17 protein-coding genes are annotated in these 19,281 nt (G+C 52.5%); 14 read left to right on the plus strand and 3 right to left on the minus strand.

All coding sequences use genetic code 11. The annotated features are described in order from the left end of the window. Positions 1–57 precede the first annotated feature (57 nt). From ACFOE0_RS17965 to ACFOE0_RS17975, 3 genes are all read left to right on the plus strand, one after another. A complete protein-coding gene (locus ACFOE0_RS17965; RefSeq protein ID WP_248933991.1) occupies positions 58–1,311 on the plus strand; it encodes a sensor histidine kinase in 1,254 nt (417 codons plus the stop codon). Further along, complete coding sequence (locus ACFOE0_RS17970; protein ID WP_248933992.1) at positions 1,308–1,841, plus strand: response regulator transcription factor; 534 nt, start codon at positions 1,308–1,310, stop codon at positions 1,839–1,841. The genes ACFOE0_RS17965 and ACFOE0_RS17970 overlap by 4 nt, the downstream gene beginning before the upstream one ends. An 83-nt stretch (positions 1,842–1,924) precedes the next feature. Then, a complete protein-coding gene (locus tag ACFOE0_RS17975; RefSeq protein ID WP_248933993.1) occupies positions 1,925–2,725 on the plus strand; it encodes a hypothetical protein in 801 nt (266 codons plus the stop codon). Positions 2,726–2,809: 84 nt separating this feature from the next. Here the strand turns inward: ACFOE0_RS17975 and metJ are convergent, their stop codons facing one another. Then, complete coding sequence (metJ, locus tag ACFOE0_RS17980; RefSeq protein WP_115137411.1) at positions 2,810–3,124, minus strand: met regulon transcriptional regulator MetJ; 315 nt, start codon at positions 3,122–3,124, stop codon at positions 2,810–2,812. Between the two features lie 211 nt (positions 3,125–3,335). Here metJ and metB point away from each other — a divergent pair, with 211 nt between their 5' ends. The 6 genes from metB (at position 3,336) to ACFOE0_RS18010 (ending at position 11,040) form a co-directional block, all read left to right on the plus strand. After that, positions 3,336–4,499, plus strand: coding sequence for a cystathionine gamma-synthase (gene metB / locus ACFOE0_RS17985; protein WP_248933994.1), 1,164 nt, complete (start codon positions 3,336–3,338; stop codon positions 4,497–4,499). Between the two features lie 3 nt (positions 4,500–4,502). Continuing rightward, positions 4,503–6,899 (plus strand): bifunctional aspartate kinase/homoserine dehydrogenase II, encoded by a 2,397-nt coding sequence (locus tag ACFOE0_RS17990; RefSeq protein ID WP_248933995.1) that lies wholly within the window; start codon positions 4,503–4,505, stop codon positions 6,897–6,899. A 197-nt stretch (positions 6,900–7,096) separates the two neighbouring features. Continuing rightward, positions 7,097–7,999, plus strand: coding sequence for a methylenetetrahydrofolate reductase (gene metF, locus ACFOE0_RS17995; RefSeq protein ID WP_248933996.1), 903 nt, complete (start codon positions 7,097–7,099; stop codon positions 7,997–7,999). 214 nt (positions 8,000–8,213) lie between these two features. Then, positions 8,214–8,798 carry an HdeD family acid-resistance protein gene (locus ACFOE0_RS18000; protein WP_248933997.1) on the plus strand — a complete coding sequence of 195 codons (585 nt, stop codon included), beginning with the start codon at positions 8,214–8,216 and terminating at the stop codon, positions 8,796–8,798. Positions 8,799–8,907: 109 nt separating this feature from the next. Further along, positions 8,908–10,359: a basic amino acid/polyamine antiporter gene (locus ACFOE0_RS18005; RefSeq protein ID WP_248933998.1), complete on the plus strand. Its 1,452-nt coding sequence runs from the start codon at positions 8,908–8,910 to the stop codon at positions 10,357–10,359. 57 nt (positions 10,360–10,416) lie between these two features. Next, positions 10,417–11,040, plus strand: coding sequence for an HAD family hydrolase (locus tag ACFOE0_RS18010; protein WP_248933999.1), 624 nt, complete (start codon positions 10,417–10,419; stop codon positions 11,038–11,040). 338 nt (positions 11,041–11,378) lie between these two features. Here the strand turns inward: ACFOE0_RS18010 and ACFOE0_RS18015 are convergent, their stop codons facing one another. After that, positions 11,379–13,241 (minus strand): DEAD/DEAH box helicase, encoded by a 1,863-nt coding sequence (locus ACFOE0_RS18015; protein ID WP_248934000.1) that lies wholly within the window; start codon positions 13,239–13,241, stop codon positions 11,379–11,381. 298 nt (positions 13,242–13,539) lie between these two features. Between ACFOE0_RS18015 and ACFOE0_RS18020 the strand changes: the two genes are divergently transcribed. Then, the gene (locus tag ACFOE0_RS18020) at positions 13,540–14,565 is read left to right on the plus strand and encodes a YncE family protein (RefSeq protein WP_248934001.1); all 1,026 of its coding nucleotides are present in this window, start codon (positions 13,540–13,542) and stop codon (positions 14,563–14,565) included. Between the two features lie 48 nt (positions 14,566–14,613). Here the strand turns inward: ACFOE0_RS18020 and ACFOE0_RS18025 are convergent, their stop codons facing one another. Then, a complete protein-coding gene (locus ACFOE0_RS18025; RefSeq protein WP_248934002.1) occupies positions 14,614–14,847 on the minus strand; it encodes a transposase in 234 nt (77 codons plus the stop codon). Positions 14,848–15,219: 372 nt separating this feature from the next. Between ACFOE0_RS18025 and ACFOE0_RS18030 the strand changes: the two genes are divergently transcribed. The 4 genes from ACFOE0_RS18030 (at position 15,220) to ACFOE0_RS18045 (ending at position 19,208) form a co-directional block, all read left to right on the plus strand. Next, positions 15,220–15,582 (plus strand): VOC family protein, encoded by a 363-nt coding sequence (locus ACFOE0_RS18030; protein ID WP_248934003.1) that lies wholly within the window; start codon positions 15,220–15,222, stop codon positions 15,580–15,582. Between the two features lie 9 nt (positions 15,583–15,591). Then, positions 15,592–16,011 (plus strand): DUF1801 domain-containing protein, encoded by a 420-nt coding sequence (locus ACFOE0_RS18035; protein WP_248934004.1) that lies wholly within the window; start codon positions 15,592–15,594, stop codon positions 16,009–16,011. A 132-nt stretch (positions 16,012–16,143) separates the two neighbouring features. After that, positions 16,144–17,073, plus strand: a complete 930-nt coding sequence (gene lpxL, locus ACFOE0_RS18040) for an LpxL/LpxP family Kdo(2)-lipid IV(A) lauroyl/palmitoleoyl acyltransferase (protein WP_248934005.1) — start codon at positions 16,144–16,146, stop codon at positions 17,071–17,073. Between the two features lie 152 nt (positions 17,074–17,225). After that, positions 17,226–19,208, plus strand: a complete 1,983-nt coding sequence (locus ACFOE0_RS18045) for a U32 family peptidase (protein WP_248934006.1) — start codon at positions 17,226–17,228, stop codon at positions 19,206–19,208. Positions 19,209–19,281 lie beyond the last annotated feature (73 nt).

Consider the following 19,281-nt stretch of genomic DNA (forward strand, 5'->3'; position numbering starts at 1 on the left):
CATAAGCTGAGCGTGAATAGAGCTGATTTGTGCCCCTGATAACCCTGAAGCAAAATAATGACAACAACAAAACCTCTTACCAATCAAGCGGACCAACTGGCCTTGTTGCGCCTGCTGGGCTTCGCTCTGCAATTGCTGTTGGTATTGTTCGGAGCAGAGACCTTTGGTTTGAGCCTGCAGGTTGAGGCATTAACCTGGGTCATGCTGGCTGAAGGCGTCACCCTGACGCTACTGATTTGGCAGCGCCACAGACTGACCCATCACGAACTCAGCCTGTTTGTTACTCTACTGCTGGATATTCTGTTCTGGGGTTTGTGGCTTGCCTTCTCCGGTGGTGCCACCAACGCCTTTGTCACTCTGCTGTTAATTCCCATCGTGCTGGCCGCAGTTACCTTGCCGTTGTGGGCGCCCTGGGTGCTGGCTGTCGCTGCGACCCTGGTATACAGCCTGATGATGAAGATGCTGCCTGTCAGCGACATGATGCACCATGGTCACGGCATGGATATGAGCTCTCACTATCTGGGCATGTGGCTCAATTTTGTGCTCACTGCGCTGGTGATTACTACCACAGTGGCGCTGCTGATCCGCCGTATTCGCAAGCAGGATGCACAGATGGCTTATTTACGTGAGTCGCAACTCCGGCAGGAGCAATTGCTGGCGCTGGGCACTGCATCAGCTCAGATGGCCCACCAGTTGGCTACGCCGCTTTCCAGCATGAGATTGTTACTGGAAGAGGTTCAGGAAGCCAATTGCCCGGTCGCCCTATCAGAGATGGATACTGCATTAAGTCGTTGTGAGGCCACACTCAATGAGCTGCGGGAAGCGACCCGCTCAATTCGTGAGGGGCATGTGACTCAGGCTTCAGCGGGAACTCTGGCCCACCAACTGAGACAGAAAATTCTGCTGTTGATGCCTACGACCCAGCTTGATTGGCAGGTGGCTTTGTCAGCAGATGACGCCAGCGCTAAAGTGCTGATGGATATGAATCTGGTTCCGGCTTTGATGGCGCTGGTGGAGAACGCCTCAGCATCGACTTTGGAGTCCAGAGGCGATGCCAAAGTCAGTGTGACCTTTGAAAGGCATGAGCAGGAACTGTTGGTCCGGGTCAGGGATTATGGTGGTGGCATCGACAGTGAGCTGATGTCACAACTGGGTTCAAGTTTAATCTCCAGCCCCAAAGGGATGGGTATGGCGCTGTTGCTCAGTCATGCCAGCTTTGAGCGTCTTGGGGCATGTTTGACCCTGAGCAACCATCCAGAGGGTGGAAGCGTCGCAGAGGTTCGGCTGCCTCTGATAGCGGAGGCGGCATGAAGCGGATTTTGATTGTTGAAGATGATCATGCGCTGGCCGGAGTATTGTGCCGCCGCCTGAGTAAGCATGGCTTTGACTGCCATCATGTGGACAATCCCAGCGACGCTTTGTTGCAGGCCCGCAAGTTGCTGCCGAGCCATATTTTGCTGGATATGAAGCTTGAGTTCAGTAATGGTCTGAGCCTGATTTCGCCTCTGCGACACTTGCTGCCTAAAGTGACCATGGTTCTGCTGACAGGTTATGCCAGTATTGCTACCGCGGTAGAAGCAATACGGGCGGGGGCCGATAACTACCTTGCCAAGCCGGTGGATACTCAGACTTTGTTGTCGGCGCTGCTGCCGGATGAGTTTGAGCTAACTCAGGAAACGGTGGAGGAGGACGCTCCGCTGAATCCAAAACGACTGGAATGGGAGCACCTGCAACAGGTGCTGCAGGCCAATCAGGGCAATGTGTCGGCGACCGCCAGACAATTGGGTATGCACAGGCGAACACTGCAGCGGAAACTGATGAAAAAGCCTGTGACTGATTGATGCTTAAAAATACAGTCCCGCCAAAGGAATCAGGCTAAGCTTTAAATTCAAGACTCGGTGCACAGGACAAAAGGAGGTGGAGCTTGCGCAACAAGTTACTGTATTTACCCGCTGCTCTGCTGTCAGTCCCACTGTCCGCAGAGCCTGATATCAGCACCTCGCCAGACTTCATCGCCGACGGCGAGAGTATCGATATCAGCCGTGCTCCGGCCGAGTCCAGTGTTGAAACTCTGGAGACAGAGGTGACTCAGATTGCCCAGCCTCTGCCCGCAGAGCTGGACTTTCAGCTATTCTCCAGCAGTTACCGTCATCTGATAGGTAATCAACCCTCAATCTCCTCTCTGGGCGATAAGTTCGGAGGTATTGGCGTATTCCCGGTTGCCAGCTCCTTTGATATGAGTGAGCTGAGCATGTCTATGGGGCTTTGGTCACTGCAGGGGGAAAACCCACTGAGTCTGGATGTGACCTCCAACTATTGGCAGCGTAATTTGCCACTCACTCCCGCAGGGATGGGCTGGGACGGTCAGACAGAGTCGGGTGCTGGTATGGGCCTGGGTATGACAGTCAGGCCGCTTGATGCTTTCGCACTGGAGATCAGCGGCCACAACCTGGTGGGGATTTTGCCTGATTCTCACTGGAGCAATGGTATTACTCAGGAGTGGCGCTGGCGCGGCAGTCGCTACTGGCAGTTAAGTGGTGAATTGGTGCCTGTGAATGGCTGGTCCTTGAGCCTGGGGTACCGTCAGGACACGGCCAATAAAGAGAACCAGTTTTTGTTGGGAACCGGATTTGAGCTGAGTGACAGAGTGCTGCTTGATTTTACCGGGACCATGACCCAGGAGCAGGCACTGGAAGCTATCTTCCGGACTTCAGTCAGTTTTTAAACTCTTTATGCTCAGATACGACAACACCCGGACATACCGGGTGTGTTGCAAGTAATGCTTTTGGCACTCACTTGAGGAGTTGGCTTATTCCAGCTCTTCCCACTCAATGCCCATTTCAGTCATGAGCTTTTTGGCGTCAGAAGGGATGCTGTCGGGTCTGTCTTTGGACAGATCTTCATCATGCGGCAGCGGCTGGCCAGTGTATGCGTGCAGGAAAGCTTCACACAAAAGTTCACTGTTGGTCGCATGACGCAGGTTGTTCACCTGGCGGCGGGTGCGCTCATCAGTCAATATTTTCAGCACTGACAGGGGAATGGATACAGTGATCTTTTTCACCTGTTCATTCTTCTTGCCGTGCTCAGCATAGGGGCTGATATAGTCGCCGTTCCACTCAGTCATTGACTCACCTGTTGATTCTGTAATTCGCTGCTGATTTTAAACACTTACTTTTTACAGTCAAATTATTGCGGTGAAAACGGGATGAATGCAAATAGAATTCTTTATGTTTGGACGTCTAAATGGCTTTATGGCTGTTGACCATAAAGTAATAAATAGGGTAATTTAGACGTCCAGACATCCAGTATGCCAGGTAAACCAGCAGGAGCGAGTGATGACCCAGCGTCGTGTAGCCACAGAAGCAGTCAGGCAAGGAATTGAGAGCGATACCCAATACGGGGCCGTAGTACCTCCCATCTATCTGTCTACCAATTACAGTTTTGATGGCTATACCAATCCCAGAGAGTTCGATTACAGCCGCTCCGGCAACCCTACCCGAAATGTGCTGGGGGAAACGCTGGCGGCATTGGAGCAGGGCAGTACAGGTGTGATTACCAGTACAGGTATGGCGGCTATTACTCTGGTGGTCAACCTGCTTGGTCAGGACGATCTACTGGTGGTTCCCCATGACTGTTACGGTGGCAGTTATCGTCTGTTTACCAACCTGGCCAAAAAAGGTCAGTTTAAACTGCTGGTTGTCGACCAGACAGATGCCGATGCACTGGCGTCTGCCATAGCTCAGAAGCCAGCCCTTATCTGGCTGGAAACCCCATCCAACCCATTGCTGCGCGTTGTGGATGTTAAAGCCATATGCGAGCAGGCCAGAGCGGTTGGCGCCAAAGTCGCCGTTGATAACACCTTCCTTTCTCCGGTATTGCAGCAGCCCCTGACTCTGGGCGCTGATATAGTGATTCACTCCACCACCAAATATATCAATGGCCACAGCGATGTCGTGGGTGGCGCAGTTGTGGCCAAAGACCCACAACTGGGCGAAGACTTGGTATGGTGGGCCAATACACTGGGGTTAACCGGTGGCGCGATGGATGCCTATTTAACGCTGCGCGGGGTGAGAACCCTGGCGGTGCGGATTAAAGAACATCAGCGCAATGCCCAGCTGATAGTTGATGCCCTGTGTGCCAGTGATGTGGTGGCCAGGGTGTATTACCCCGGACTGACTGATCACCCGGGTCATGAGATTGCCAAAGCTCAGCAGCAAGGGTTTGGTGCCATGGTGAGTTTTGAACTCAAGGGCGGCGCCGGAGAAGTGGAAGCCTTTCTGAATCAGCTTAAGCTGTTCTCTTTGGCTGAAAGCCTTGGCGGTGTAGAGAGCCTGGTAGCTGTGCCTGCTACCATGACCCACAGAGCCATGGAGCCGGAGGCGAGACTGGAAGCGGGCGTGAAAGATACCTTGATCCGCCTGTCGGTGGGCATAGAAGATGGTGAAGACCTGCTGGCGGATATTCAGGCAGGTTTGGCAGCAGTCGCAGCAGGGAGATAATCGATGGCACCCAGTCACTTACATAAATTTGGTGGTTCAAGTCTGGCAGATGCGGATTGCTATCGTCGCGTTGCCCATATTCTGCTGACCCATGGCCACAGCGATGATCTCGTAGTGGTATCAGCGGCCGGTAAAACCACTAACTTCCTCTACAAGCTACTGGAGCTGACAGACAGTAATCAGTTATGGCAAGAGGAATTGCAGGTGCTGATCAGCTATCAGCAAAACCTGATTGAACAACTCTTGTCCAGTGATACTGCCAGAGATCTGAGAGAGCGACTCTCCACAGATAAGGCACAGCTTATCAGCCTGCTTGGGCTTGAGGTGCGTAATACCTATGAAGTTAATCAACTGGTCAGCTTTGGCGAGCGCTGGTCAGCCCGTTTGCTGGCGGCTTTGCTGAGAGAGCAGGGTGTCGCTGCCAGTCATGTGGATGCCACCAGTTTGTTGGTCGCCGATGAAGGCGCTGTACCGCAGATCCGCAAAGAGGAATCCCGCAGCCGTATTCAGGCTTGTCTTGTCAATCACGCCAATGAGCGCCTGGTGATCACAGGTTTTATCTGTGCCAATGAAGTGGGTGATACCTTGCTGCTGGGACGCAATGGTTCTGACTTCAGTGCGACTTTAATTGCTGCGCTGGCGGGCATTGAACGCTGTACCATCTGGACCGATGTTGAAGGGGTGTTTAACGCCGACCCCAATAAGATTAATGATGCCACTTTGCTTTCCAGCCTGTCACTGGAAGAGGCTGACAGGCTGGCACGTCTGGGCTCGCCTGTACTGCACAGCCGCACTCTGCAGCCTTTGTTTGATGCCGATGTCAGTCTGGCGGTGCGCTCCAGTTATGCCTCTCACACCGACTTTACCCTGATAGCGCCTCAGTCCTCATCGGCCAGTGCGCCAGTGGTTACCAATCTGCCCCAGGTCGTGCTTATCTCCTTAAAACTATCGGGCAGTGCAGATGAATTGCTGAATGAGTTGAGCAACCAGGGCGTAACGCCGCTGGCCAACTGGAAACAGGGACAGGATGCCTTGTCTCTGGCCTACACCCATGAGTTGGCTGAGCAGGCCATGAGCCTGTTGACCGGTTTGTCTGACAGCTTTGCGGTTCAGCAGGTCAAAGTGTCTGAAGATTACGGGCTGGTGGCCCTGGTGAGCAGTGGTGCCAACCTTTATCGTCGCAGCTTTGCCCGTCTGCTTTCCAGAGGCACTTTGCCTGTTTATCAGGACAGACTGAGTCTGGTTACCCTGGTGCCCAGAAAAGCGGTAAATCTGTTGACCCAGAAAGTCCATCGTCGCTGCGCCGGGCCACGCAAACGTATCGGAGTGGTGTTACTGGGAACCGGCAATATTGGTCAGGCCTGGGTTGATCTGTTCCGCCGTTCGGTAAAACAGTTGAACAGTGAGTTGGAAGCCAGTGTTGAACTGCTGGGGCTGTTGAGTTCACGTAAGGCGCTGATCTCTGATGAAGGCATAGATGTCGATAACTGGCAGCAGGCGTTTGAGCAAAACGCGCAGCCCTGGGGATATCCGGCGTTATTTGAGCAGCTTGGAGCGCTTAAGTGCGATGAGCTGGTGGCGTTGGACATCAGTGCCAGTGCGGGGCTGACTCTGCATTATCCAGAGTTTTTTGCCCGTGGTATCCATATGGTCAGCGCTAATAAGCTGGCTGGTTCAGGACCATTGGCTTTCTATCGTGACCTTAAGCGTCAGTTGGGATTCCGTCGTCTGTTCTGGCGCTACAACGCCAGCTGTGGTGCGGGGCTACCGGTACAGCATGCACTGAATGATCTGCATAACAGTGGCGACAGAGTAGAGGCTATTGGCGGTATCTTCTCCGGAACCCTGTGCTGGCTGTTTGAGCAATACGATGGCAGTAAACCGTTTGGTGAGCTGGTGCTGGAAGCCAAAGGCCTGGGTATTACCGAGCCGGATCCAAGGGATGATCTTTCAGGTCGGGATATGCAGCGTAAACTGCTTATTCTGGCCCGGGAGATTGGCCTTGAACTGGAACTGGAGGATATCGAGCTGGACTCTCTGGTGCCGGACAATCTGGCGCAGGTGTCTCTGGATGAGTTCCTGGGTCGTATTGATGAGCTGGATCAGCCTCTGGCGGAAGCACTGGACGAGGCCAAAGCTGAAGGTAAGGTCATCCGTTACGTGGCTCAGCTGGATCAGCAGGATGGCAAACTCAAGGCCAGGGTCGCACTGGAGCTGGTGGCTACCGACCATCCTTATGCCAACCTGACGCCGGGGGACAATGTATTTGTGATCCGTTCAGCTTTCTACCAGAACAACCCTTTGATCATCCGTGGTCCCGGTGCAGGACGCGAAGTGACAGCCGCTGCCGTGCAGTCAGATCTGGCTCATATCTGCCGGGATCTGCTGCAGGAGCAGTAATCTGCTCAGGGAATTTCATTAAAGAGTGCTTCGGCACTCTTTTTTGTTGCCTGTTCACTGGCACAGTGTGAGCAAAATTGAAGAGGTATGTGAGCAGTTTTAACTTGACTTCAAATTCACTTGTTCTAGTATGTGGACATTTAGACGTCTAAACACCTAAACGTCTGGTCGTAATCAGAGGGACAGAGGACAGTTACATGGCATTTCATCACGCACAATTCTCGCAGTCGTTGAACCAGAGCTTGGCGGAGCTCAATGGTGGCATCAACGTGTCTTTTGAGTTCTTTCCTCCTTCGACTCCGGAAATGGAAAAGCTGCTGTGGAGCTCTATTCGTCGTCTGGAGCCTCTGAATCCCAAGTTTGTGTCGGTAACCTATGGTGCCAATTCCGGTGTCCGTGACAGAACCCATAGCGTGATTGACCGCATTCAGAATGAAACCAACCTGGTGGCTGCACCGCATCTGACGCTGGTGGATGCCGAAGAGGCTGAACTGCGGGATCTGGCCAAGCAGTACTGGGAAAATGGCGTGCGCAGTATTGTCGCGCTGCGTGGTGACTTGCCTGACGGTTCACTCAAGCCAACCCGGTTTGCGGCTGATCTGGTCGGTTTGCTGAAATCTGTAGCCGATTTCGATATCTCGGTGGCGGCTTATCCTGAGGTGCACCCTGAGGCTGCCAATGCTCAGGCGGATCTGATTAACCTCAAGCGCAAGATAGATGCCGGCGCCAACCGTGCCATCACTCAGTTCTTTTTCGATGTGGAGTCCTACCTGAGATTCCGTGACCGCTGTGTCGCGGCAGGCATTGATGTGGAGATAGTGCCTGGCATTCTGCCCGTGACCAACTTTACCCAGCTTAAGCGCTTCGCGGGCATGACCAATGTGTCTCTGCCGTCCTGGTTGCACAAGCAGTTTGATGGCCTGGAGGATGATCCTTCTACCCGTCAGTTGGTGGGCGCCAATGTGGCCATTGATATGGTGAAAGTACTGTCCCGTGAAGGGGTGAAGGATTTCCACTTCTATACCCTTAACCGGGCTGAGCTGACCTATGCCATTTGTCATACTCTGGGCGTTCGCCCACAGGTGGCATCGGCGTCATAGTCGCCGGTAACGGCAAAACCTTGTCTCGCTCAACCCAATGAAAAACCGGCAAATGCCGGTTTTTTTGGTTTTTAAAGCAGAGTCATTTATCGCATAAAGCTATAACAAATTAATCTCTCTTAACTTAAGGCTATAGCTGGGGAAAAGTTCTGGTCACTGACAGTTTTTGTTCGGTAGACTCAGAGACATAGATCACACCGTCAGGTTCCCTCCTATGATGACCGCCGACCGTTTACTGCATAAAGCTTATACAACCAGCAAGACTTGGGGATACGTTACCATTGTTTTGGGCATATTGGCCCTGGCTCTGCCTTTGGCCATGGGGCTGGCTGTCGCGGCGCTGTTTGCCATCGCGTTGGTGGCCGTTGGGGTCGTCCAGCTGCTGGCTGCCTGGCCCGGTGAGGGCAGGGGCTTGAGCTTCAGATTGGTGTGGGCGGTACTGACTCTGGTTGCCGGTCTGTATATGTTGATTAATCCCGGCGTGAGCCTGGCAACATTGACCTTGTTCCTCGGCAGTTATTTTCTGGTGGATGGCATTGCCAACATACTGGCTGCTTTCCAGCTCAAGCCAAGACATGGTTGGGGATATGTGGCCATGGGAGGCCTGTCTTCATTGATATTGGCACTGATTATTCTGGTGCGGTGGCCTGTATCGTCAGAGTTTGTGATTGGCATTTTAATCGGTATTAAGCTGCTGATATTGGGGATCACCATGGTGGCGCTGGCGAAAACCGCTGAAAAGCAGTTGTCGCAGCTCCAGCCTGAGCCTCAGGAGAAAGAGGTTAACCCACAAGACTGATTTTGCTGCGCCGGGAGGCGCGGATACACCCTGCGGGGTTCCGGCCTATGGAAGTACCACCTGATTGTTGTCGGTGGTTGGGCGAATAATATGGGTCAGTACCGGAGATATGGCTCCTGGCTGGCTGGGCTTCTACAGATATTCGACTCGTTTAACCATGACCACAACTGACAACAAACTTGGACTGGGGGCACTGTGTGCCCTCGTTGTAGGCTCTATTATCGGTGCCGGTGTATTCAGCCTGCCACAGAATATGGCGGCGGTTGCCAGCCCCTTGGCTGTGATGATTGGCTGGACCATTACCGGTACAGGCATGATCTTTCTGGCACTGACCTTTCAGCGTCTTTGCCTGGATAAACCCGAGATAAACACAGGGGTATTTGGCTATGCCAAGGCCGGTTTTGGTGATCTCGTTGGTTTCTTCTCCTGCTGGGGATACTGGCTTAGTGCAGTGCTGGCCAATGTTTCCTATCTGGTGATTATCTTCAGTACCCTGGGGCTGTTTTTTGACACGCCCCAACATGAGGTATTTGGCCAGGGCAATACCCTGGTGTCGGCGCTGCTGGCTTCCGGCTTTGTGTGGATGATCCACTTCCTGCTGCTGCGCGGCGTACAGACCGCAGCCATCATCAACGCTGTGACCACGATTGCCAAACTTATCCCCCTGTTTGTTTTTATCGTGGTGGCTGCTGTCGCCTTTAAACTCAGTACCTTTACCCTGGACTTCTCCGTTGTGACGGCCATGCCCGAGGCGGATCTGATGACCCAGGTCAAGGAGACCATGCTGATTACCGTGTGGGTCTTTATTGGTATTGAGGGGGCTGTAGTGGTTTCCAGCCGCGCCCGCAATCGCAAGGATGTGGGCAGGGCGACCATATTTGGTTTGCTTATCACTCTGTTTATCTATGTGATGGTCAGCTTGCTGTCCATGGGGGTGATAACCACCACTGAGCTGGCTCAGATGCAAAACCCCTCTGCCGCTCAGGTGCTGAAGCATATTCTCGGGCCGGTAGGCCTGTGGATTGTGGGGCTTGGCTTGATTGTGTCTGTGAGTGGGGCTTACCTCAGCTGGACTTTGCTCGCCAATGAGTCGCCCTATATCGGCGCCCGGGAGAAGATGTTTCCCAGCCTGTTTGGCAAAACCAACTCCAAAGGTACGCCCAAGAATATCCTGTTGATCTCCAATGCCGTGGTGCAATTTGTACTCATCTGGGTGACCATTGAGGGCGGCACCTATGAGTCACTGTTGAATGTGGCTTCTGAGATGATTCTGGTGCCTTATCTGTTTGTGGCGCTCTATGCCCTTAAAACCGGGCGTCAGGACGGCAATATCAAGATGATGCTGTTCGGTGGCATGGCCAGTGTCTATGGGTTCTGGCTGCTCTATGCCGCCGGGTTGCACCACTTGCTCTTGACCAGCCTGCTCTATTTCCCCGGGTTGGCTTTCTACATCATGGCCAAACGAGAGTATGGTGAACCCTGGTTTTCCGGTAACAATCGCTGGATAATCTTAGGCTTAATGGCGTTGGCAATGACTGCAGCAGTTGTGATCCTGTTCTGAGCTCAGGGCAGTTACTGCGCGTATAGTTAGCTTTAAAGCCAACAAGACAGGGACGCTATGCCGCTAATCAAACAGACAGAAGTGGATTTGGGCCGGATTAAAGGAGTGATATTCGATCTGGATGGCACCCTTGCCAGCTCAAATCCTGACTTTGACTCTCTCTGCGCCGAACTGGAGATCTGCCGGGGAGTGGATATTCTCAAGTGGCTTGATGATATCGAGTGCCCCGATCGTAAAGCCAGTGCCAACGCCGTTATTCATCGCTACGAACTGGAAAGTTCTGCCAGAGCCGAGTGGATCCCCGGGGCGCAGGTTCTGGTGGATTATCTCCACAGCGCTGGCCTGCCCACCGCTATTCTTACCCGAAATATCCGCCAGGCTGCAGGCGTTACTCTGGGGCGTCTTGGCTGTTCAATTCCTGCCGTGCTCACCCGGGAAGATGCGCCAGCCAAGCCATCACCTGAGGGTATTCTGATGATGTGCCGGGAGTGGGGGATAGCACCGCATGAGTGTCTTTATGTGGGGGATTATCTGTTTGACCTGCAAACCGCTGCCAATGCCGGAGCTATGAGCCTGCTCTACAATGTTCAGCAACCTGTGCCCGAGTATGCCGCGATGGCGGATATGGTGACAGATGATTATCTGGCGTTGGTGGAAGCGTTAAAGCTGGCAGGACACTGATAATACCAATCCGCATAGGAGTTTAGTCACTCAGCGAGAATTTAAAGGCGTGGAGACAATCGGAGCGAGCGAAGATCTATCGGGATAAATCAAGAGAGCTCTGGGCAGTATGCGCGCCTTTAAAACTCGCCCTTCGGGAGCCTGTCAGCCACACGATTACTGCCCCAAATTGTCTAGCCATAGAACCACTATGTCGTCACCAATTTGGATTGTACTCGAATGGCTGACATGGCTCTGATGAGATCAATCTTCTATGCGGATTGGTATATCTGTATTCAGGACGGGTCACAGATAACAAAAAAGGCGCCATGGGCGCCTTTTTTTTGTTTGATCAGGGATTAGTCGCGGTCGCGATTGCCCTGGTAGCCACCTTTGCGGTGTGGCTTACGGTCACCACCTTCGTGGTTGCGACGTTCACGACGCTCACCGCCATGACCGCGACGGTCACCACCGTGTGGACGACGATCACCGCCCTGAGGACGACGACGGCGTGGTGCACCTGAACCTGAATCTTCGAAAGTCATGTTCTCGGTCACTTCACGGATGTTCAGTGGACGACCACATACGCGAACCTTCTTCAGGTGCTGCAGTACGTCTTTAGGCATGCCGTCTGGCAGGTCAACTGTGGTCACAGAATCGAACAGTTGGATCTGGCCAATGTAGCGGCTGTCGATGTTGGCTTCGTTGGCGATAGCGCCCACGATGTTACCTACACCTACGCCATTCTCACGACCCACATCGATCACGTAACGGCACATCTTCACATCAGGGTTGTCCTTCAGTGCTTCTGCGCTGCCCAGCATCTCAGCGGTTGGGCGAGGACGACGCTCGCGACCTTCACGGCCACCGCGCTCATCACGGCTGTCACGCTGACGCTCCTGCATTGGAGGCAGTTGCAGTGGACGCTCTTTCTGAACCAGTTGCAGCAGAGCAGCAGCCAGTTTATCGGTATCTACTTCCAGTTGCTGGCACAGCTGAGCCACTGCAGCTTCCATAAAGTCCAGAGACTCGTTGGCAACCACTTCAGCAACCTGCTCACCCAGACGGGACAGACGACGCTCTGCTACTGTCTCTGGGCTAGGTACCTTCATTGGAGAGATACGGCTGTTGGTGGCGCGCTCGATGGTGCGCAGCATGCGCATTTCACGATGGGTCACGAACAGGATAGCCATACCGGTACGACCGGCACGACCTGTACGACCGATACGGTGTACGTAAGCTTCAGTGTCGTATGGAATATCGTAGTTAACTACGTGACCGATACGCTCTACGTCCAGACCACGGGCCGCAACGTCGGTGGCGATCAGGATATCCAGCTTGCCGCACTTCAGTTGGTCAACGGCACGCTCACGAGCCTGCTGGTTCATATCACCGTGCAGTGGAGATGCAGCGTAACCACGGGCTTCCAGCTTCTCAGCCAGTTCCACACAGGAGTTACGGGTACGTACGAAGATGATGATACCTTCGGTGTTTTCCACTTCCAGAACACGTACCAGAGCTTCCAGCTTGTTGTGCTGAGAAACCTGAACGAAACGCTGTTCGATAGATTCTACAGTGGTGTGGCTGGCAGCAATGCTGATCTGAGCTGGTTCACGCAGGTGCTTGTTGGCAACGCGCTTGATCTGCTCTGGCATAGTGGCAGAGAACAGAGCCAGCTGACGCTCTTCAGGAGTGTGTTCCAGGATCCATTCGATATCATCGATGAAGCCCATTTTCAGCATTTCATCAGCTTCGTCCAGAACCAGAGCACGCAGAGTGTCCAGTTTCAGGGTGCCGCGACGCATGTGGTCCATTACACGACCCGGGGTACCAACAATAACCTGAGGACCGCGGCGCAACGCCTGAAGCTGCTGATACATGCTCTGACCACCATAGATAGGCAGAACATGGAAACCTTTCATAAATTTGGCATAGCTGCTGAAAGCTTCTGCCACCTGAACAGCCAGCTCACGGGTAGGAGCCAGTACCAGGATTTGAGGAGTATTTTGGGTGTGATCGATTGCACTCAAGAGTGGCAATGCAAAAGCACCGGTTTTTCCGGTACCTGTTTGCGCCTGGCCGAGAATGTCACGTCCTTCCATCAGAGGGTCAATACTGGCCGCCTGAATAGGAGTTGGTTTCTCGTAGCCGAGCTCGTCAAGAGCGCGCAACAGCGGCTCGGACAGACCGAGTTCGCGGAAAGTTTTTTCATTGGATGACATGGGTTGTTGCCTTATGGACGTGTTATTGCAACACGTTAGAGTTGCTTCATAGACAGAAAATCAACCCCCGTGTCGATTTCCCGCACCGAAAACGAAGGATTATATCAGTAATCCCTTACCGTGGGCAATCGCTATCACCGTATTGGGAGTGATACGGGCTTATCAGGTCCTGCCTGGAGCGATATGAACTCCCGCCAATTTGACCTGATTTGTGAGCCCACTGTGATACTTCCGTGAGATTTTCCTGCGAACTTGGGGATGTGGCCCGCTAGGGGGCATTTCAGGGAGCAATTTCACTATGTTGATAAAATCTATCCTATCTTTGGTTCTCGCAGGCAGCCTGCTGTCTGCGACGTCTTATGCCGAAAATGCAGATGGCAGCGTCGCTATTGCCAATCGAGCCGATGGCACTGTCTCAATTATTTCAGTCGGCGATGACACCGTTCGTCATACTCTGGCGTTACCTGCGGGGGAAAACAGTCCTGAGCCCATGTATGTGGTGTACAAAGAAAACCGCATGTATGTAGGAGACAGGGCCAATAACAGAGTGCTGGCCTACGACAGCTTTGGCTTTAACCTGCTTGCGGAGATCCCTGCCGGGCGCGGTGTGTTTCATATGTGGGCTGCGGCAGATGCACAAAAGCTGTTGGTCAACAATGATATCGACAACACTGTTACAGTGATTGACACCAATAGCCTGACCAGTAAAGCCACAGTCGCTATGCCCGCCGATCTGGTTGCTGCAGGTTTTAAGCCCCACGATATTTATGTTTCTGCGGATGGGTTGAGCTGGTTTGTCAGTCTGCTTGATGGGGCGCCAGGCAATGATTGGGTGGTGAAGTATGAAGTTGGGGCACAAGGTGCTGTGGAAACGGCCAGAGTATCCGTTGGCGGTGATCCGCATCTGTTCTTGAATAACAAAGACAGAGCTTTGCTGGTTGCTTCTCAGGATGCCAGTACAGTAGCCCGTTTCGAATCCCGCTCATTAAGGCTAAGACATACTGCCGATGTCGCCAATGCCCACGGCATTTTTGCCAGGGATAAGCAGGTCTACTTAACCAATATTGCTGACGGTGGCGTCAGTGGACTCCATCTGTTGCACAGTCGGAGCCTCAGCAGTCGGGATGTAGATGACACGCCATTCGCTATTCCTCACAATATTGTTGTGACCAATGACGGCAGTAAGCTCTACATTACCCATTCAGGCGGGGGCAGTAACAAGGTCTCCGTATTTACCCTGTCAGGGCGAAAAGGGGAGCCAGAACTGTTAACCGATGTGACTGTCGGCCTGAACCCCTTTGGACTGGCCTTTATTCCCCACTGATTGAACTCATACACCAATAAATACGAGGCGCAGCGGCGCCTCGTATTGTTAATGCTGCTCCAGCTGACGCATCTGTTGCCTGAGCTGATGCAGTTTATGGGTCAGCTTCTCTATTTCATTCTCAATGCGTTGGCGACTCTGGCTTTTGGTACTTTTGGGCTCCCGTAGCCAGCGGTAAAGAAGTCGGCTGGATATCCCCAATTCTTTGGCCACTTCAGAGGGTAACTGGCCATCCTGTTGTACCTTGTCCAGTGCAGTGGATTTCAAATTTGACTCATTCATGGTTCAAGTCTCCCATGTTCGGGTTCAGATGTTTCCCATTGACTGATCCCCGCGTGGCGAACATAGCGCCATTCCGATGCCAACCAATGGATACAGTATTTGAATGTGTTCATCTTCACCTCCTGTTGCTACCGTCGATAGCTATGTAAGAAACGTGCCAGATATTAATCACTAATCATTTCAATAAATTGAACGTGGTGATACGAATTGATGACAGCTTGCTTGCCCATTGATGCTGCAAATATGCCTGCTGTTGGTGCAGGAGACTCATCTCTTTGAGAGCGGAGTGGTCAAAAATTGAGGGAGGGATAACTGGCTCTATCCGTCTGAGGTGGCTATGTTGGGGTATTCCCCTGACAGAGGAGAAAGACGATGGAAAAAGTAACAGGTATAGGTGGCGTGTTTTTCAAAGCCAAAGACCCTGCAGCAATGTCTGCATGGTATGAGAAACATCTGGGTATCGACCCTGTCCCGTCAGATTACGAGACTCAGCCCTGGAGTCAGCAGGCGGGTTTCACTGTGTTCGCAGCATTCCCGGCGGATACAGACTACTTCGGTAAAGCAGAGCAGAGCTGGATGATTAACTTCAGAGTCAATGACCTTTCCGCCATGGTGGCGCAGTTAAGGCAAGCGGGTATTGCAGTAGAAGTGGATCCCGAAACTTACCCCAACGGCCTGTTTGCCCGCCTGCAGGATCCTGAAGGTAATCCCATTCAGCTTTGGCAACCTGCATGAGTTCTGCCCATGACAGCAAATAAAACCCAGCCGACGGAACTGAGTGTAAAAACCTGGTTGGAGGGGATTACAGATCCTGTTCGTCGCCGTGATTGTGAGCAGCTCTACGCCATAATGGCTGAGCTGACAGGTACCCATGGGGTGATATGGGGCGACAGTCTGGTGGGGTTTGGTCAATATCACTACCGATATGAATCTGGCCGGGAGGGAGACTTCTTCCGTACCGGTTTCGCATCCAGAAAAGCGGGGATGAGTATCTATCTTATGGCCTGTGGCATGGACCAGCATCAGCTTCTGCCTCAACTGGGTAAACACAAGATGGGAAAATCCTGTTTGACGGTAAAACGCCTGTCGGATATCGACCTGGATGTGCTGAAGCAGCTACTGCTGGATTCGCTGCAGGAAATGGCGCGGCGATATCCGGACTGATTGTTTTAATCAATTTTTCATCTGCAGATCACTTTCCTCTTTGGCGCGCGGAGCATAAAATGCGCTCCTTTTTTATCGGGATCTGAAGGGAGTCGGATCTTTTGCTGGACTGGCCAGGAGGCCGTTGTAGTCATGAATAAATATCCTGCTCCTGAATTCTCAGCTAGGTTTCTGCTGCCTAAATACTGGGGAACTCTGCTTTTGGTGGCTTTTGCGTATCTGCTGAGTTTGCTGCCCTGGAAGTTACAGTTTGCCATGGGAAAAGCCCTCGGAAGAGCCGCCATTCGCCTGATGCCTAAGCGTCGCAAAACCATGGCCAGAAACCTTGAGCTGTGCTTTCCCAATATGCCAGCTGCAGAGCGTGAAGCGCTGATCAAAGCCAACATAGACAATACCGGTCTGGCACTGTTTGAAACCGGCATGGCCTGGTACTGGTCTGAGGCCCGTGTGGCCAAACATGTTTCCTTTGAAGGGCTGGAACATCTGGACAAGCTTAGAGCGGAAGGTCGCGGTGTGTTGCTGGTGTCGGTTCACTCTTTAAATCTGGAGTTCGGTGGGCGAGCCTGCGGCCTTAAGCTATCTGGCATGGGAGTATATCGACCCAATAATAATCCCTGCTTTGATTACTTCCAGTTCAAGGGACGTACCAAGGGGGGTCATGAGATGATCCACCGCAAAGACGTAAAAACCATGCTGGAGAGTCTGCGCAAAGGTCGGGTGCTATGGTATGCGCCGGATCATGATTATGGACCCAGACGTCATGCCTTTGCGCCTTTGTTTGCTGTCGAGCAGGCCTGTACGACAACAGGTACAAGTCTGTTGGTGGATGAAACCGATTGCGCCATCGTGCCCTTTACCGTGGTTCGTAACGACGATAATGGCCATTACACCCTGACGATAAGGGAACCTCTGGTGGAGACCTTCCCCAAACATGACCCGGAGGCCGGTGCCCGTGTCATCAATAAGGTAGTGGAAGAGTCCATCATGGCAGCACCGGATCAATATATGTGGTTGCACCGCCGCTTCAAGACGCGACCAGAAGGGCAGCCGTCTTTATATTAATCCCTGAAAAGCTCACCTTGTGTGAGCTTTTTCATTTCTGTGTTGCATCCAATTATCCCCAAAGAGAGCTCGAAATTGAGTGGGGAAGTCTCTACAATGCGCCGCCTGAAATTTGCCCGATTTCCCGGTTAATCCATCTTCCGAGCCCATGTATGTACCAGAAAGATCAATTTGAACTCCTTGCCCCGGGTGGTGACCTTGATGCCATTAAGGCTGCGATCGCCGCCGGTGCCGATGCCGTTTATTGTGGCCTGGACAGATTTAACGCCAGAAATCGTGCCACCAATATCACCCTGGATCTGCTGGATGGCGTGATTGAACTGGCCCACAGCCATAACTGCAAAATCTTCCTGACCCTGAATATTATGCTGCTCGAGAGTGAGTTGCCCGCCATGTTGCGTCTGTTGCAGCAGCTGCAACAGACTCAGGTGGATGGTGTGATAGTGCAGGATCTGGGGCTGGCCAGCCTGTTGAAACGTCACTTTCCGTCTCTGGATGTGCACGCCTCGACCCAGATGAATACTCACAATCCGGGGCAGATGAAGCTGCTTTCCGGCATGGGGATGAGCCGGGTCAATCTGTCCCGGGAGCTGAGCCTGCCGGAGATTACCGATCTGGTGGCGGTTGGCCGGGAAATCAACATGCTGACTGAGGTCTTTGTACACGGTTCCTACTGTGTAGGCTTTTCCGGAGTTTGCTATCTGAGCTCAGCTCGCAACGGGGCATCCGGTAATCGCGGCCGTTGCAGCCAGCCCTGCCGGGAGGCTTATGAGCCAACAGCGGCAGGCAAGCAATATCCTCTCAATATGAAAGACAACTCGGCCTTTATGGACTTGCCCGCATTAGCTTCAGCCGGAGTGCATTCACTGAAAATCGAGGGGCGAATCAAGAAGCCTCACTATGTCTTTACCACCACAGAAAGCTGGCGAAAACAAATAGATGCCCTGTGTGAGGGAGAGCAGCAATCCAGTGATATGTCCTCTCTGTACACTGTATTTAACCGGGATTTTTCCAACGGTTATTTGATGGCAGATGTTCATCACGGCATGTTTATCGACAACCCCAGAGATCATGCACCAGTGTATTTCAGTAAATTGCACAGGTGCGAAACCAGTGATGATATCAAGCGGGTTAAACAGCAATTGTACAGCACTAAAACCAGCATTATGCAGCGTATGCACAGGCGTATTGATGCTATGGAGGTTCCCGCCAATAAAGCGCGAAGCCTGAAAGGCACTGAGTTGAATATCCCCTTGCCTGCCGGGGTGGGTTGTACAGATATTCGGCCAAAGTTGGTGGTGATACTGGATATGGCTCAGCTGCAGGACTCCAGACCCGAGTCTGCAGATATTCACTATTGCGTGATGCTACCCGACACCCTGGCGGACAGTATGGATGAAGTGTTGGCGGTATTCAGGCAAACGCCTGGGTTAATCCCCTGCTTTCCTGCTGTGGTGACTGGCAAACACTTCGAGGCCGCGCGAACCTTGCTCGACAGTGTCAGACCGGATTGGGTTATGACCCACAATCTTGGCGTGGCGCAATTGGCCAGAGAGCTGCAACTACCCTGGGTGGCCGGTTCCCAGCTGAATATCGCCAACTCTGCGGCGCTGGATTGTTTGCACAATGAATTGAACGCCTGCGGTGCTGTGTTGTCAAAAGAGTTAAGTGGCAAACAGATGGAGCGGATTGTGCGGCCAACTGAGATGTGGTTGATGGCAACCCTGTTTGAACCCAACCACCTGATGACCAGTCGTCAGTGCCTGCTGATGCAGAGCGTTGGTTGTAAAAAGCAGCGTATGAACGCTGGTTGTCTCAAACGCTGCAGCAAGAGTGCCGGATTGCAAAATCTTAAGGATGAGCCCTATGTGATCCATAAGGCCAGAGGCAGCTACAACCGCCTATACAGCGCTAAACACAGTTTTACCCCTGAGTTGTTACAGGAACAGCAGGGCAGATTCACTCATCTGATAGTGGATCTGAGAGATATCCCTACCAACACCCAGCTTCAGGGAACTCTGACTGAGAAGTTGGCGCTGTTTGTTCAGACGATTGCCGGGGATGATACCGACCAGGCATTACTGCAGCAGCGAATATCGACCTGGCAAAATAACCATTATTTGAAAGGGGTTTAAATTATATTTCCTGAGCTTAGCTAAATGGGTAAATGAGTTGGAATATATAAGATAAATAGGTTGTTGCGTTAGG

It is taken from the genome of Shewanella submarina (assembly GCF_042646185.1).
GTDB classification, from domain to species: domain Bacteria; phylum Pseudomonadota; class Gammaproteobacteria; order Enterobacterales; family Shewanellaceae; genus Shewanella; species Shewanella corallii.